The organism is Micromonospora sp. NPDC049301, assembly GCF_040678715.1.
In the GTDB taxonomy this organism is placed as follows: domain Bacteria; phylum Actinomycetota; class Actinomycetes; order Mycobacteriales; family Micromonosporaceae; genus Micromonospora.
Genome location: NZ_JBFAQO010000003.1, coordinates 411,283 through 426,064 on the forward strand (window position 1 = coordinate 411,283; position 14,782 = coordinate 426,064).

The 14,782-nt window shown below is 68.7% G+C and carries 19 protein-coding genes and 1 pseudogene; 13 read left to right on the plus strand and 7 right to left on the minus strand.

Annotated elements, in window-relative coordinates; all coding sequences use genetic code 11:
- Positions 1 to 4: 4 nt before the first annotated feature.
- Both AB0K07_RS11780 and AB0K07_RS11785 read right to left on the minus strand, forming a co-directional pair.
- On the minus strand, positions 5 to 1,075 hold the full coding sequence (locus AB0K07_RS11780; protein ID WP_363753657.1) for a serine hydrolase domain-containing protein: 1,071 nt from the start codon (positions 1,073 to 1,075) through the stop codon (positions 5 to 7).
- 2 nt (positions 1,076 to 1,077) lie between these two features.
- The gene (locus tag AB0K07_RS11785) at positions 1,078 to 1,725 is read right to left on the minus strand and encodes a TetR/AcrR family transcriptional regulator (RefSeq protein ID WP_363754319.1); all 648 of its coding nucleotides are present in this window, start codon (positions 1,723 to 1,725) and stop codon (positions 1,078 to 1,080) included.
- Between the two features lie 16 nt (positions 1,726 to 1,741).
- Between AB0K07_RS11785 and AB0K07_RS11790 the strand changes: the two genes are divergently transcribed.
- The gene (locus AB0K07_RS11790) at positions 1,742 to 2,668 is read left to right on the plus strand and encodes a YbfB/YjiJ family MFS transporter (protein ID WP_363753659.1); all 927 of its coding nucleotides are present in this window, start codon (positions 1,742 to 1,744) and stop codon (positions 2,666 to 2,668) included.
- Complete coding sequence (locus tag AB0K07_RS11795) at positions 2,644 to 2,991, plus strand: MFS transporter (protein ID WP_363753661.1); 348 nt, start codon at positions 2,644 to 2,646, stop codon at positions 2,989 to 2,991. Before AB0K07_RS11790 ends, AB0K07_RS11795 begins: the two co-directional genes overlap by 25 nt.
- A 188-nt stretch (positions 2,992 to 3,179) precedes the next feature.
- Here AB0K07_RS11795 and AB0K07_RS11800 read toward each other — a convergent pair whose 3' ends face one another.
- On the minus strand, positions 3,180 to 3,635 hold the full coding sequence (locus AB0K07_RS11800; protein ID WP_363754321.1) for a MarR family transcriptional regulator: 456 nt from the start codon (positions 3,633 to 3,635) through the stop codon (positions 3,180 to 3,182).
- Between the two features lie 93 nt (positions 3,636 to 3,728).
- Positions 3,729 to 3,935: pseudogene (locus tag AB0K07_RS11805) on the minus strand (helix-turn-helix domain-containing protein); the annotation flags it as partial.
- 239 nt (positions 3,936 to 4,174) lie between these two features.
- Between AB0K07_RS11805 and AB0K07_RS11810 the strand changes: the two are divergent.
- The 4 genes from AB0K07_RS11810 (at position 4,175) to AB0K07_RS11825 (ending at position 6,743) form a co-directional block, all read left to right on the plus strand.
- The gene (locus AB0K07_RS11810; RefSeq protein ID WP_363754323.1) at positions 4,175 to 4,840 is read left to right on the plus strand and encodes a DUF4097 family beta strand repeat-containing protein; all 666 of its coding nucleotides are present in this window, start codon (positions 4,175 to 4,177) and stop codon (positions 4,838 to 4,840) included.
- Positions 4,841 to 4,993: 153 nt separating this feature from the next.
- Positions 4,994 to 5,809 carry an alpha/beta hydrolase gene (locus AB0K07_RS11815; RefSeq protein WP_363753663.1) on the plus strand — a complete coding sequence of 272 codons (816 nt, stop codon included), beginning with the start codon at positions 4,994 to 4,996 and terminating at the stop codon, positions 5,807 to 5,809.
- Between the two features lie 173 nt (positions 5,810 to 5,982).
- Positions 5,983 to 6,273 (plus strand): hypothetical protein, encoded by a 291-nt coding sequence (locus tag AB0K07_RS11820; protein WP_363753665.1) that lies wholly within the window; start codon positions 5,983 to 5,985, stop codon positions 6,271 to 6,273.
- A 110-nt stretch (positions 6,274 to 6,383) separates the two neighbouring features.
- Complete coding sequence (locus tag AB0K07_RS11825; RefSeq protein ID WP_363753667.1) at positions 6,384 to 6,743, plus strand: hypothetical protein; 360 nt, start codon at positions 6,384 to 6,386, stop codon at positions 6,741 to 6,743.
- Between the two features lie 81 nt (positions 6,744 to 6,824).
- On the opposite strand, the gene AB0K07_RS11830 is transcribed toward AB0K07_RS11825, so the two are convergent.
- Positions 6,825 to 7,433: a class I SAM-dependent methyltransferase gene (locus tag AB0K07_RS11830; protein WP_363754325.1), complete on the minus strand. Its 609-nt coding sequence runs from the start codon at positions 7,431 to 7,433 to the stop codon at positions 6,825 to 6,827.
- 332 nt (positions 7,434 to 7,765) lie between these two features.
- Between AB0K07_RS11830 and AB0K07_RS11835 the strand changes: the two genes are divergently transcribed.
- Positions 7,766 to 9,289, plus strand: a complete 1,524-nt coding sequence (locus AB0K07_RS11835) for a non-reducing end alpha-L-arabinofuranosidase family hydrolase (RefSeq protein WP_363753669.1) — start codon at positions 7,766 to 7,768, stop codon at positions 9,287 to 9,289.
- Positions 9,290 to 9,490: 201 nt separating this feature from the next.
- Positions 9,491 to 9,964: an SRPBCC family protein gene (locus tag AB0K07_RS11840; RefSeq protein WP_363753671.1), complete on the plus strand. Its 474-nt coding sequence runs from the start codon at positions 9,491 to 9,493 to the stop codon at positions 9,962 to 9,964.
- A 148-nt stretch (positions 9,965 to 10,112) separates the two neighbouring features.
- Here the strand turns inward: AB0K07_RS11840 and AB0K07_RS11845 are convergent, their stop codons facing one another.
- Positions 10,113 to 10,484: a GNAT family N-acetyltransferase gene (locus AB0K07_RS11845; RefSeq protein ID WP_363753673.1), complete on the minus strand. Its 372-nt coding sequence runs from the start codon at positions 10,482 to 10,484 to the stop codon at positions 10,113 to 10,115.
- A gap of 217 nt (positions 10,485 to 10,701) precedes the next feature.
- On the opposite strand from AB0K07_RS11845, the gene AB0K07_RS11850 reads away from it, so the two are divergent.
- The 4 genes from AB0K07_RS11850 (at position 10,702) to AB0K07_RS11865 (ending at position 13,261) form a co-directional block, all read left to right on the plus strand.
- Positions 10,702 to 11,346, plus strand: a complete 645-nt coding sequence (locus AB0K07_RS11850) for a methyltransferase domain-containing protein (protein WP_363753675.1) — start codon at positions 10,702 to 10,704, stop codon at positions 11,344 to 11,346.
- A 61-nt stretch (positions 11,347 to 11,407) separates the two neighbouring features.
- Positions 11,408 to 11,872, plus strand: coding sequence for a DUF1707 domain-containing protein (locus tag AB0K07_RS11855; RefSeq protein ID WP_363753677.1), 465 nt, complete (start codon positions 11,408 to 11,410; stop codon positions 11,870 to 11,872).
- Positions 11,873 to 12,005: 133 nt separating this feature from the next.
- Positions 12,006 to 12,413, plus strand: coding sequence for a cupin domain-containing protein (locus AB0K07_RS11860; protein ID WP_363753680.1), 408 nt, complete (start codon positions 12,006 to 12,008; stop codon positions 12,411 to 12,413).
- 164 nt (positions 12,414 to 12,577) lie between these two features.
- Complete coding sequence (locus AB0K07_RS11865; protein WP_363753683.1) at positions 12,578 to 13,261, plus strand: HAD-IA family hydrolase; 684 nt, start codon at positions 12,578 to 12,580, stop codon at positions 13,259 to 13,261.
- Positions 13,262 to 13,332: 71 nt separating this feature from the next.
- On the opposite strand, the gene AB0K07_RS11870 is transcribed toward AB0K07_RS11865, so the two are convergent.
- Positions 13,333 to 13,485: a Trm112 family protein gene (locus tag AB0K07_RS11870; RefSeq protein ID WP_363753686.1), complete on the minus strand. Its 153-nt coding sequence runs from the start codon at positions 13,483 to 13,485 to the stop codon at positions 13,333 to 13,335.
- 350 nt (positions 13,486 to 13,835) lie between these two features.
- Here AB0K07_RS11870 and AB0K07_RS11875 point away from each other — a divergent pair, with 350 nt between their 5' ends.
- Entirely contained in the window at positions 13,836 to 14,759 is a 924-nt protein-coding gene (locus AB0K07_RS11875) for an LLM class flavin-dependent oxidoreductase (RefSeq protein WP_363753689.1), read from the plus strand.
- Positions 14,760 to 14,782 lie beyond the last annotated feature (23 nt).

The window sequence follows — 14,782 nt, forward strand, 5'->3', positions numbered from 1 at the left end:
TCGTTCATGACGTACGAGAAGGCGACCTGCGTGCCCGGCCAGGCTCCGTGCCGGGAACCGCCCGCGCCCGCGTGGCCGAACGCGTCGGTCGCCGGTCCGAAGACCTCTGCCGCGGTGGCGAGCTCGAACCCGGCGCCGTAAGCCATCGGGCTGGCCCACAAGGGGGAGAGGCCCGTCGTCTCTCCCGTCGGCCAAGCTCCACAGTGGATTCCTTGAGTACGCGTACGCCGCCCAGTGAACCGCCGGCGGCCAGACAGGCGTAGAACCGGGCCATCGACCTTGCGGTGGCGAACGCGCCCACCGCGGCCATCCCGGCGCGACGGAACTCCGGGCTGTTCCAGAGCGCCGGTGCGCCGGGCACGACGAGCGGATTGTGGGTGAGGATCACGAGCGGGTCGTGGCTGGCCGGCTGCGCGTCGAGAAGGAAACCGGGGGCGGCCAGCATGGTCGACGCGCGACCGTGCTGGTCGTCCGGGAGCCCGATCCAGACGTCGAGTTCCAGTGGGCGCGCGAACTCGTCGGCGAAGAAGGCACTGACCGTGCGCCCGTCCACCCGCCGGACAAGTTCGTCGACGAGCCAGCCCCAGGTGAGGGCGTGGTAGATGAACCCGGCTCGTGGATCGGTCTCGGGTGGCTGCTCGGCCAGCAGCTTGGCCATCGTGGCGTGGTCAAGCAGGTCGTCAACGGTGACCGGCTGCCGCACGCCGGGCAGCCGCGACTGGTGCGACAGGATGTCTCCGACGGTGACGTCGCGCTTGCCGGCCGCCGCGAACTCGGGCCAGTACCGGGCGGCGGACGCTTCGAGGTCCAGCACGCCGCGCTCGATGAGCAGCAGTGCGCAGGCGGTGGCGAGGCCCTTGGTGCCCGAGAAGATCAGCTGCAGGGTGTCGGCCTGCCAGCGGCGTCCGGTGTCCGGGTCGGCGAGGCCGCCCCACAGGTCCACCACGCATGCTCCCTTGTGGTAAGCGCTGAAGGCGGCGCCCGTTTCGCCGAACTCGGTGAAGCTTCGCTCGAATGCGTCGGCCAGGGGTTCAAATCCGGCAGCGGTGAATCCTTCGACCATGCGATGTTCCATCCTCAGCGATTGGTGGTGGCCAGCAGCGTCAGCGCGGCCTGCTTGGCGTGCTCCGCGGCGCCGTGGCCGGTGTCGTGATGGTCGGCAACGACTGTGGCCCCCTCGATCAGGATCAGTAGTTGCCGGGCCAGCATCTGCGGGTCACCCGCTCCGGCGCGTTGCGCGATATCGGTCAGCAGTTCGAGGTAACGGTCCAGATGCCGGACGGCAACCCGCCGGGCGGGGTCGGTGTGGTGCTGCGTGGCGGCGTTGACGATGGCGCAGCCCCGGAACGCCGGTTCGGCGTACCAGGTGCCGAGGGCGTCGAAGATCGCGCCCAGCTCTGCCTCCGGATCCGGCCCCGCCGCCCGTGCCACGTCGGCGAGCCAGCGGATGACCCGATCGCTGCGGGCAGCGAGGACGGCATCGATGAGCCCTTCCTTCGAGCCGAAATGACGGTAGAGCGTCTCCTTGGACGCGCCAACCGCGGCGCACAGCTCGGCGATCCCGACGCCATCGAGCCCTCGCTCGTAGAGCAGGTCGGTGGCGCGGGCAAGCATCGATTCCCGGGTGCGCGCCGGGTCGAGTGAGGTTCCTTTGGCCACTGGCACGAGCAGATGGTACCGCTCGGTTCGATGATTCGCTAGTGTCATCGAAACGCTCGGTACCATCACCGCAGGGAGTGGCATGACCCTCGAAACACGCGCCGCCGCCTCGGCGCCCTGGTGGCAGTCCATGGGCCTCGCCCTCGGCACCGCGTCCGCTCTGGGACTCGGCCGTTTCGCGTACGGACTGTTCGTCCCGGCCATGTCCCAGGACCTGGACTGGACGATGAGCAGAGCCGGTGCGCTGACCGCCGCGAACGGCGCCGGCTATCTCCTCGGCGCCGTGATCTCCCCGGCAGTGATCCGCGGTGCCGGACTGACGGCGACGTTCCGCGCCGGGATGGTCCTGACTGCTCTGGCGCTCGCCGCCACCGGCCTGGACCTGTTGGCCTGGGGGCGCGCCGCAGCCGGCCTCGGCGGAGCGCTGACGTTCATCTCCGGCGCCGCCCTGGCAACCCAGCTCGCCAACCGCGCCGCAACCCTGACCCCCGTCAGCGTCTACTTCGCCGGCGCGGGAGGCGGAATCGCGGTCACCGGCGCGAGCGTCCCGCTCCTCCTGCACCTCCACCCTGAGCGCTGGGCGGTCGGCTGGTGGGCACTGGCGGGCGCGGCGGCGCTGGCCAGCGCGGCCAGTTGGCGCGCCGCAGCCATCTCCAACGCCACCGGGCCGACCGCGGCAGTGAGCGGACGGCACCTGTGGCGGCAATGGCGGATCGCTTCGGCATACCTGCTCTTCGGCGCCGGTTACATCGGCTACCTGACGTTCCTGTCGGCGTACCTGGCCGGGCGGCATGCCTCGCTGGCCATGGTCTGCGTCACGTGGGTCCTGGTCGGAGCGAGTGCGATGGTCGCACCCGTCCTGTGGAGCCGTCCGATCGTGACCTGGGGCGGCAACCGCCCGTTGTGCGTGATGCTGCTGGGTGTCGCCGCGGCAGCCGCGCTGGCCAGAGGACGCCGACAGCGGCCGGGACGACGGCGTCCGCCGTGTTGTTCGGCCTGGCGTTCATGATGGTCCCGGCCGCTGTCACCGCCCACGTCACCCGACACGTGCCACCCGAGGCGATCAGCGCCACCCTCGCGGCGTTCACGGTGGTGTTCGCGATCGGCCAGTCGCTCGGCCCATGGATTTCCGGGATGCTGGCCGATCACAATGGCGCGGGCGCGACCCTGACCGTGACAGCGCTGCTGTGCACGCTGGCCGCGATCCTGGTCCTCCGGCGATCGGCGAAGCCGGCCGAGCTCGTTGTCACTCGCCGAGCGCCTGGTAGAGCGTCGCCCAGAAGTCGTGGATGGCACGCGGCGCATCCGGGGTCGACATCCCGACCCGGGTGAGCAGGACTCCGGTGAGCTGGTTGGCCCTGTCCGCGTAGGCGGTGGTGCCGGTACCGCCGTCCCAGCCGAACTGGCCGACGGGCGATCCCGGAGATCTTCGACAGCTTCCTGACCCGGCTCGAACGCCCCCTCGGCGATCCGAGTTCGTCGAGCTGACCAAGCGCGGCTGTCCGGACTGAGGCGGCTGCCTATCCCTGACCCGGACTCGTTCCCGCCGGATCGGTCGAGATCGTCTCGGGCCTGGTGTGGAGGACGTCGCGGGCCTGTTCGGCGGCGCGGGTGATGCTTTCGCTGATGAAGTCGAGGAAGCGGGCGATGTTCGTCAGGCGCATGGCGGCGGGAGTGTGCGAGCCGAGGATGGCGACGCCTTGGCGAGCGGTTTCGACGAGCTGGTCGTTGGCTCGGGCGCTGGCGATCGTCGCCTGGTAGAAGAGTTCGTCGTCGACGACGTAGCGGTCACGCCGGCGTTCGTCGCGTTCCCGGCGGACGAGGCTCTGGCTCTCCAGGAAGGCGATCGCCTTGGAGATGGACGCCGGGCTGACCTGGAGGCGCTGGGCGAGTTCGGACGCGGTGAGGCTGCCCGCGTCGGTGGTGAACAGGCAGGTCAGCACCCGGGCGCCCATCTTGTTCAGGCCCGAAGCCATGAGAACGGTGGTGAAGGTCTCCTCGTACTCGGCCACGGCCTCGGGGTTGCGTCCGTGCGGCTGGGGGACCGACTCCGCGCCACGGGAGGAGGCGGGCCTGCGCCGGTGCGCGCGGCGTTCGGTGGCGCGGTGGGCCAGATCGGCGCGGTAGGCGGTGGGGCCGCCGTTGCGCATCACCTCGCGGGTGATGGTCGACGTCGGACGGTCGAGGCGTCGGGCGATCTCGGCGTAGGGGAGGCTGTCGGCCAGTCCCAGCGCGATCTGCTGGCGTTCCTGCTGGGTGAGCCTGCCTCCCGGCATCGCGGTTCTCCTCGCTGATCATTCGTGCGTGTCCCTGACCGCCTCACTATAGCGTTCACCTCCCATCCATTGCAATGGCAGGAGCACCGCTGTTGCATTACTGTCCAGGCTTGTTGCAACAATATCCGGCGCTTGGCCTGCGTAAACTCTCCTATGGCGCAACGACCTCGTTGCCAGGTTATGGAAAGCAACGTAGCGTTTCCGGTGTCAGAAACACCGAGCGAGCACGGGAGAGCACGATGCAGAAGTTCGACACCCCCGCCCCGATCTCCGCCGTCCTGGACATCCCCGCCGGGCGCGTCCAGTTCATCGCCGCGGACCGCGTCGACACCACCGTGGAGGTCCTGCCCGCCGACGCCTCCAAGCGCCGCGACACCAAGACCGCTGAGCAGACCACCGTCGCCTACGCCGACGGCGTCCTGCGGATCACGACCGCGAGCCCCACCAGCCAGATCCTCGGTCCCTCCGGATCCGTGGAGGTCACCGTCCAGTTGCCCGCCGGCTCCCACATCGAGGCCAAGGCCGCCAGCGCCGAACTCCGCGGCGTCGGACGCCTCGGCGACGTCGCCTTCAAGGGCGCGTACCGCCAGATCAAGATCGACGAGGCAGCGAGCGTCCGCCTCACCGCGATCGACGGCGATGTCGAGGTCGGGCGGCTCAACGGCCCGGCGGAGATCAGCACCGCACGGGGCGACATCCGGATCACCGAGGCGGTGCGCGGCACGGTTGTGCTCCGCACCCAGTCCGGCGACATCGCGGTCGCCGCTGCTGCGGGTGTCTCGGCCGCCCTGGACGCCGGCACCGGCTACGGCCGCGTCAGCAACGCCCTCAAGAACGATGGCACCACCGAACTCGACATTCGCGCTACCACCTCCCACGGCGACATCACCGCCCGCAGCCTCTGACGGAGCGAGACAGGGACTGGCCGGCCCGGCTCCGGCGATCGAGATCCTCTCGGTCGTCGCCGATGACGCCGCCGTCCGTCCCGAGGGGCCTGCGATCCACGCGCAGGGCTCGGAGAAGTGGCACAAGACAACCGACACGACCAGGAGCGGAACATGACGACCAACAACCCTTCCTCGACGAGTTCGAAGTGGACCGGAATGATCGCGGTGGACGACACCGCCCTGGCCGTCACCGACACCGGCGGTCCCGGCATCCCGGTGGTCTACCTCAACGGCCAGTTCGCCACGCAGGGCTACTGGCGACGGGTCATCGCCGAGCTGGGGACCGGCTGGCGGCACATCACCTACGACGAGCGCGCCCGCGGCAGATCGAAGCGTTCGGCGGACTACTCCTTCGAGGTGGCCGTCCGGGATGTCGATGCCGTTCTCGCGGCCAGGGGTGTGGACCGCGCGCTGGTGGTGGGCTGGTCCTACGGAGCGGTCGTCGGGGCGCACTGGGCCAGCCGGAATCCGGAGCGAGCCCTGGGCGCGGTCCTGGTCGACGGCGCCTTCCCGTACGACTGGCTCGACGAGGCCATGGAGCAGCGGATCCGGAAGCTGTTCCGGCGGATGAGCTGGTTCCTGCCGCTGCTGCGACCGACGGGCCTGGCCCCGAGGATGACCGCCGCACAGCAGGCGAACAGCAACATCGAGCTCGGCAGGCTCTCCCGCGAGAGCGAGCTGGGCCCCGTGCTGGACGGCATCACCGTCCCGGTGCGGTACGTGGTCGCGTCGGGGACGTCCTTCGGAAGCCGCGGCGACGAGCAGGAACGCATCCGTACCAGCCTCGATGCGGTGACCGCCAACAACCCCAACATCCAGATCGCCGCGAAGGTCGCCAGCAACCACGGAGCGATCCTCAAGAAGAACTTCCCCGCCATCGCCGACGCCGTACGCGAGGTCGCCGCCCTCGACCGTGGGCGGCGCTGAGCACACGACCAGCGGCCGGACCCAGGCGGGGGACCGGCAGGTGGGAGCCGTTGACCACGGGCAGTTCGGGGCCGGTGGTCAACGGCTCGATCACCTCGCCGCCGTGCCGCCTGCCACCGGACCTCAGGGCCTTGGTCCGGGGTCGCCTGTGCGGCGCCTGCGACAGTGTCGGTATGGACAACCGTTTCCGCAGGCTGCCGCCGCGGATCGAACCTCTCTACGAGACACAGGACGTCTCCGGTCCGCCGCCGTTGCCGGAGGTGGAGGAGACGAGTTGGCTGACTCCGGCCGGGGAGGTGGCGGGTTTCGAACGGTTGGGTGCTGCCGTTGCCCGCAACTCGGAGCGGGCCGGCTCGGACCCGGTGCGGCAGCTACGGCGTGGCAGAGCGCTGGTGATCCTCTACATCGTCCTGACTTTGGGGATAATCGCCGTGGGATTCGTCCTGGGCGCCCGCGTCCGCTGAGCATCCCTCCGGGACCTCGGCGTCCGCGGTCGGCTGTCGGCCCTTTCGGCGGACGCGGGGCCCGTTGGCAGCGGCTGCTGGCGCGGACGCTTCTGCACGAAGGAGGACGCATGGCACTGGGTCCGGTGCTCGTGATCGGTCTCGATCCCGTCCGGATTCCGGGCTGGGATCCGGAGCCGGTCGTCGCGGCGATCGCACGCGGCCAGGCTCGTTTCGGCGAACATGGCATCGAGGCCGACCTGTGCCTCGTGGTACCTGACGAGGACGCCGAGGGAGCGATCGTTGAGGCGCTGACCGGGAAGGACTACGCCTGCGTGGTGGTGGGGGGCGGCATCCGCAAGCATGAGCCTCTGCTCGAACTCTTCGAGAAGGTGGTCAACCTTGTCCGGCAGCATGCACCCGGGGCGGCCATCGCCTTCAACAGCAGCCCCGAGGACACGGCCGACGCCGCACTGCGGTGGCTGCGGTAGGCCAGCAGGGCACAGCGTCCGGCCTGATCACGGGTGACCTCACCGGCAAGGAAGCGCCGCACGGAGGCTCACCGACGCGGCTCACCCTCCGGTTGCGATCGCCGCGATCGCGGCGTGCGGCCGATGCGTGCCGTCGCTGGGCCGCTCGAGGCGCTCAACCTCCGTGAAGCCGGCGCGCGTCAGTCGCGCGGAGATCTCGTCCATGGGCCAGCGATAGGCGGTCACGACCTTGTGGTCGAAGGCCTCGACCTCGTCGCCGACGAAGACGCCCAGCACCAACGTTCCGGACGGGGCCGTGGCTCGCCGGAACGTGCTGAGCATGCCGTCGAGCTTCTGCGGCGGTAGGTGGATCAACGAGTACCAGGCCAGGATGCCGGCGATGGAGTGGTCGGCGACATCGAGGCTCTCCATCGACCCGAGGTGGAACTCGACGCCCGGCTGGGTCGCCCGCGCATGAGCGATGAACTCGGGGACCACGTCGATCCCCGTTGCGTCGGCGCCCAGCGAGCGGAGGTAGCCGGTGATGTGGCCAGGCCCGCAGCCCAGATCGAGCACCCTGCCAGGTCGGCCTGCCAGATGTCGCCCGATGAAGGCGAGGTCGTCGGCGTGCACCTGCTGGCGCGTACCGAACAGCTCGATGTAGAGATCCGCGACGGACCCGTACGCCTGCCGGACCTGCTCCATGTGCACCGCATGACTATACGAGCTCTCGCGTTGACTCGACCGGAGCGACGGGCCCATGCGTCCCGGCTGGTGTCGCACTGCCGCCGCTGAAGGTCGTACGCCCGGCGCGTACTGCTGACTTGACGAAGGGCATGTTATCGCTCACAGTCGATGGCTAAGGACGACGACAACTGTGGCTTACCGGGCGAGCCAGCTTCGTCGACCTGGAATCAGGCGTGCGCCAGGGCATGCAGAAGTCTTGTTAGCGCTGACAATCTTCCGACGCTGCGCCCGGCCACGCGTCGCGGTGCGCCCATCTTCGGGTAGATCGCTCGGCTCTTGGTCATAGGAGGAGGATCATGTCTGCCTTTGGTAGGTCTCCATCAATCCCGCCGCCGCCGTCGAGGCGTCGTGGGTGCTTGCTCCGGGTTTTCGCCGGCGGCGTGATGGCGGCGGTGGTCGGTGGTGCCGCCGCGGCGGTGGTGTCGACACCGGCCGCCGCGGCCACGGTCGACACGACCGCGTGGTACGTGCTGCTGAATCGGAACAGTGGCAAGGCGTTGGACGTGTACAACCTGGCCACGAATGATGGTGCGCGGATCACGCAGTGGGCGCGTAACAACGGCAGCCAGCAGCAGTGGCAGTTCGTGGATTCCGGTGGTGGTTACTACCGGTTGAAGTCGCGGCTGTCGGGCAAGGTGTTGGACGTTTACAACTTCTCGACGGCCAACGGTGCGAGCGTCGTGCAGTGGAGTGACGGTAACGGGACCAATCAGCAGTTCCGGTTGGCTGACTCCGATGGTGGTTACGTCCGGTTGATCAATCGGAACAGCAGCAAGGTGGTGGAGGTGCAGGGTGCCTCGACCGCCGACGGCGGGAACATCGTGCAGTACGACGACTGGAACGGCGCCAACCAGCAGTGGCAGCTCGTCCGCGTCGACGGCGGGGGTAACCCGACCACGCCGCCGCCCGGCACGTGTGCTCTGCCGTCTACGTACCGCTGGACGTCCACGGGCTCGCTGGCGAACCCGAAGTCGGGGTGGGTCTCGCTCAAGGACTTCACCTACGCCCCCTACAACGGCAGGCACCTCGTCTACGCGACGACCCACGACACCGGGACGAGGTGGGGTTCGATGAACTTCGGCCTCTTCTCGAACTGGTCCGAGATGGCCTCGGCCAGCCAGAACACGATGTCCTTCGCCACTGTCGCGCCTTCGCTGTTCTACTTCGCCCCGAGGAACATCTGGGTGCTCGCGTATCAGTGGGGTGGGACCGCCTTCTCCTACCGGACGTCGAGCGACCCGACCAATCCGAACGGGTGGTCATCGGAGCAGGTGCTCTTCTCCGGAAGCATCTCGGGCTCCGGCACGGGCCCCATCGACCAGGCGCTCATCGGTGACAGCACGAACATGTACCTGTTCTTCGCCGGCGACAACGGCAAGATCTACCGGGCCAGCATGCCCCTCGGGAACTTCCCGGGCAGCTTCGGCTCGACGTCGACCGTGATCATGAGCGACACGACGAACAACCTGTTCGAGGCCGTTCAGGTCTACAAGCTGCAAGGCCAGAGCCGGTACCTCATGCTCGTGGAGGCGATCGGCTCGCAGGGTCGCTACTTCCGCTCGTTCACGGCCACCAGCCTGTCCGGGTCGTGGACGCCGCAGGCCGCGACCGAGAGCAACCCCTTCGCCGGTAAGGCCAACAGTGGCGCCACCTGGACCAACGACATCAGCCACGGGGAGCTGATCCGCGGCAACGCCGACCAGACGATGACCGTTGATCCCTGCAATCTGCAACTGCTCTACCAGGGGCGTTCCCCCAACTCCGGCGGCGACTACGGCCTTCTGCCCTACCGGCCGGGTCTGCTGACACTGCAGCGCTGACGGGTCGACCCTGGGGGGCAACGAGATGCCGACCAGGTGGACGTTGTCGCGGTTCGCGATCAGGGTCGAGCGGAGTTGACGGGGCGGGCTCGGTGCAAGGCCGAGCCCGCCCCGGGTCAGGGGTGTACGGGACCGGGACTCGCCCGGCGGCAGCGATGAACCCCACCGGAGGGCTCGTGGCCAGGGGCATACGGTGGCTCTGTGCTGCGCATTGAGTTGACCACGCAGGTTCAGGCAGTCCGGGAAGCCGTCTTCGACGCCTGCCTTGATGTCGATATGCACACCACGTCCATGGGGGCAAGCGCCGAACGGGCTGTCGGCGGCGTAACCACCGGCCGCTTGACCGCCGGCGATGCCGTCACGTGGGAGGCGAGGCACTTCGGCCTGCCTTGGCGGATGACCGTTGGGATCAGCGACCACCGGCGGCCCCACGGCTTCACAGATGAGCAGATCCGCGGCCCGTTCGAGCGATGGCGCCACGAGCACGTGTTCACGCCTGACCCGGCCAACCCCTCGGCCACGCTGATGCGTGACGTCATCGACTTCGCCGCTCCGATGGGCCTCGTCGGTCGCCTCGTCGCCAGCCTCATCCTGCGGCCATACCTGCAACGACTTGTCGCACGCCGCAACGCCTACCTCGCGGCCACCCTGGCAGAGCGTCATAGCGCAGGATGATGACGCCTCTCAGCACCACCAGCGCCGGGAGAAACGCTACAAGCGCTACGAGAAGCAGCTACCGGGCAACCGGGTCCAGGCCGACGTCACGTTCATCGAACCGATCGGCATAAGCGCTCCGGCCGGCAAGGCGCCGATCAGCGGACAGCTACCCAAGCAGCGCCGTCGGGTCAGCGACGGCCCGGCCTCGACCGACCGCGCCCGGCTCGCGCACCATGAACACGTCCACCGGATCCTCGGTCTCGAGCGTGAACCCGTGTCGCTCGTACAGCCGCCGGGCCGGACTGCCCTGAAGCACGTTCAGCCGGACTGCGACGCCGTCCCGGTCACTTCGCTTGAGCAGCCCGCGCAGCACCGCCGTACCGATGCCGCTGCCCTGCAGGTGCGGGGCCAGGTAGAAATGCTCCAGCCAGTGGGCGTCCTCGGCCGGCCGCAGCGACACGCAGCCGGCGAACGCCCCGCCCACCTCGATCACCCAGGTGTGCGCAGGCGCGAACCCGTCGCGCAGTCGTTGCCGCACCCGCTGCTGTGGACCAGGGACACCAACACTCGCATGATCCGGCAGGTCTCCCACGCGCTGGGCGAGGTGCTGGCGGACTCCTGGACCAAGCGCCGGTAGCGCTCGAGGTGTGGGGCGCAGAGAAGGCTTCGCGCGAATCATCGAAAGCATCAGGCAACCACGCTTCGACAACCCCACGGGACGGCGAGGTCGGGCGGCCGCGAGTTAGCGTGCTGGGATGGGTGATCTCGACGAGCTGTTGCGCGACCAGGCCGCGTACTACCGTGCCGTGGCTGGCGAGTACGACCGGGCGTACGAAAGTGAGGATCTGCGCTCGTTGAACGAGCTCGCTGAGGGGCTGCCGATTCACGGTGACGTTCTGGAGTTGGCATGCGGTACGGGCCAGTGGACCAGGATGCTGGCAGCGCGCGGGCACCGGGTGACCGCGGTGGATGCTGCGCCGGAGATGCTGGCGATAGCCCGGGAACGGGTTGCTGGTCTGGACGTGGAGTTCGTCCAGGCTGACCTGTTCACCTGGCGGCCGCCACGTCAGTTCGACACGGTGTTCTTCGCCTTCTGGCTCTCGCACGTTCCACCCGCGCAGCTCGCCGCGTTCTGGAGGCTCGTCGAGGGCGCGCTGCGGCCGGGAGGTCGGGCCTGCTTCGTCGATGACGGTCCTGGTCAGCAGGCGGCCGAGGAGGTCCTCGCTGGCCAGGCCGCTCCAGCGGTGCGTCGCCGCCTGGAGGACGGCAGCGCGCACCGGATCGTGAAGACGTTCGCCGACCCTGATCGTCTGACCCAGACGCTCGAAGGGTTGGGCTGGTCGGCACGGGTCCGGCCCGTCAGGACCAAGTTGGTCGTTGGTTCGGCCGCGGTGATCTGACACCCGGATGGCGTACGTAGGCTGCTCGCTCCGGCCGGATCATCGGGGCTAGGCTCTCGCGATGAGCGGCGGCGAGTACCGCGGATCGGACCTCGGCGGACCTTCAGCTGAGGTGCGCATCGGCACACCGGAACGTCGGGCAGCCGAGGTGGCACTCGAGGTTCACCTGAGCGAGAAGCGACTGGATTCCGACGAGTTCGAGCGGCGGACAGAGGCGTGCGAGCAGGCGAGCAACCAGGGGGAGCTTCTACGGGTGTTCGCTGATCTTCCGGTGCCCCACCCCGAATTGCCGTCTTCTGCCGTTCCCTCGACCGAGCTTGACGACGACATCCCACCGCTTGCGCTAGCGGGTTGTCTGGCGTTGGGGCTGGGACTGCCGGTGGCCATCGTGCTCGGGTGGGTCTACGGCACCTGGTGGGCTCTCGCGGTACCGGTGGCGGTGACCGTGGCGATGGCCTACGTCGAGCACCTCCGCACGGCACACCGTAGCCCGATCGAGAGCAGCCACCCGCAGCCTTCCGATTGACCGGTAGCCGCTACCGGAGGTTCCCTGGGGCGGTTGGATGGGTGGCGTGCGGGAGTGTCCCAGCGGCCGAGCGTCGCGCGATCACGACACTGCCGCCCGCTCCTGACCGACGCACCGTATCGAGGAGCACATTATGGAACTGAAGCCGGTCAACCCGACGGTGAAGACACCCGCGCAGAACTTCACCGGTGACGTCTACCTGACCCCCATCTACACCGGCACCGAACCGTCGCGGATGACCGCCGCGCTCGTCCGATTCACTCCGGGCGCCCGGACCAACTGGCACTCGCACGCCGTCGGCCAGACCCTGCACGTCACCGAGGGCGTCGGAGTCGTCGGCACCCGCGACGGCACCGTGCTGCGCATCCGGGCCGGTGACACCGTCATCTGCCCGCCCGGGGAGGAGCACTGGCACGGCGCCACCGACGACACCTTCATGAGCCACCTCGCCCTGCTCGAGGCGTTGCCCGACGGCGGCGACCCCACCAGCTGGCTCGAGCCGGTTCCCGGCGCGCAGTACGACCGGGCGAACCAGCACTAGCATCCGCCGCGCCCACCGTGGTTGCCGAGCACCGGGCCGTCGCCGCAGCCCGACCGGCCGGAGCGCGGCACCACCAGCAGGGCAACCCGCCGTGGTATCGATCAAAACTCGACCGAGGGCCACCAGACATCCAGATTCATGCTCGCGGTCGTTAAGCTGGCCTCGTGATCCGGGCTGTAATCGTGGACGTCGACGACACTCTGTGCCTGACGCAGGCCGCCTCGTTCGCACTCGAGAACGAGGTCCTGGCCGAGATGAGCCGGCCTCCGATACCACGGGCCCTGCATCTGGCGACGTGGGGCGAGCCGCTGTTGGACGCGATGCCCAAACGGTCGCCCGGCATCGACCTGAACCGGTTCTCGGCTCTCTACCAGAGCGTGCTGGAACGGTACATCGCCGATGGTCTTCTGGACGTGATTCCGCCGGAGAACCTGCTGGCGCTGGACGAGTTCGTCCTGACCGGGCGGGAGGTGTTCCTGTTGACGTCGCGCACCGAGGACGAGGTCCGCCACATGTTGGCGCCGGATCACGTTCTGGCCGAGCGGGTCAGTGGCATCTACCACGCCGGCAACACACGTTTTCGGAAGCCGGATCCACGGGCCTTTGACGAGTTTCTGGCGACGACCGGACTGGCACCGGACCAGTGTGTGTACGTGGGGGACTCACCGGGGGACGCCCTGGCCGCGGGCGGCGCGGGTATGCACTTCGTCGGCTGCCTGCAGAGCGGGGTGCGGAAACCGGCGGACTTCGACCACCGTCATGTCGATGCCTTCATCGATGCCTTTCCTGACATCGTCGATGCGGTCCACCGACTCGAGCAGGGTTCACTGTCGACGTCCGACCGGTAGCGGGCGAACCGGGTCGGTCGCGGGGCGGGTCTCCCCGGTTCGTCTTCCCGCCGGCCCTGCCCGTGGACGGGTCAATCCATCAGCAGCACCGGGATGCCGTCCCGCACCGGATAGGCCAGGGCGCACCGGTCGCAGCGCAGTTCCTCCGCCTCCGGCGAGTAGCTGAGGTCGCCGTGGTCCGCCGGACAGCACAGGACGTCGAGAAGCTCCTGATCGAGGTGCATGGTCCCTCCCAGGGGGTGGCGTGCGCGTTGTCGCGCCATGCCGGACGGGCCTGATGCCCCCGGCGCTGGACGCGTATTCGGGCGACCCTCGGCCGTCCCGCCACTGGGCAACGGTAGCGGCAGACGGATGCCGTTGGCTAGCAGTCGCGTCCCGCTTTCCAACCATTGCGGCGGCCGTAGCCGAACTTTGACGCGTTAAAAATATTGCTCGCCGGGAATCCCATGGGAAATCCCGGAGGTGCGACCTCTCCGCGTTCTGCGAGTTGACCGTGGTAAATATCATCGATATGGTCGGTCCGGCGCTGGAAGTTCCGCGGCAGGTCTCGCCGCTAGTGCGCCCAGTCTCCGTTATGGCGCATGCCTATGATTGGGGGAACCGTATGCCGGAAAACCGATCCGACGGCTCGCTGAGGTACGCGATTTCCGTTCCACCGCACGGGGACTACGGTGACCCGCGATTCCTGACGACACTCGCCCGCGAAGCCGAGGATGCCGGCTGGGACGGTTTCTTCCTCTGGGACCATCTCGCCTTCATGCGCGGGTTCGACGGCCCCATCGTCGACCCCTGGATCAGCCTCGCGGCCATTGCCACGGCGACCACCCGCATACGGATCGGGCCCATGGTCACGCCGCTGGCGAGACGTCGCCCGTGGAAGGTGGCCCGCGAGACCGTCACCCTCGACCACCTGTCGCAGGGGCGGCTGATCCTCGGTGTCGGGCTGGGCTATCCGCGCGATTCCGAATTCGAGGACTTCGGCGAGGACGGCGACGAACGCATTCGCGCCGAAAAACTCGACGAAGCCCTCGACGTCATCGAAGGACTGTGGTCGGGAAAGCCGTTCAGCTACGCGGGTCGTCATTTCCAGGTCAGGGACTGCACATTCCTGCCCCGGCCGATACAGGAACCCCGAATCCCCATCTGGGTGGGTGGCTACTGGCCGAATCAACCGCCCTTCCGGCGGGCGGCCCGGTGGGACGGCGTACTGCCCGGCCGACTCTCCCTGGAGCGGCGACGCACCTGGACGCCCACCATGATCCCCGTCGACCAGTACCGGGAGATCGCCTCCTTCGTCTCCGACCGGCGAACCACTGACGCGCCCTTCGACTTCGCCATCGGCGGCTACACCGACGGCGACGGCGGGCCTGCCGACCGCGAGCGGGTGAAGACGTACGCGGACGCCGGCCTGACCTGGTGGGTCGAGAACCTGCACGGCTTCCGCGGCGACCTGCCGCAGATGCGCCGCCGGGTCGCCCTCGGGCCTCCCCGGCTCTGACGCGGCCGCAGCGCCCGGGCCGC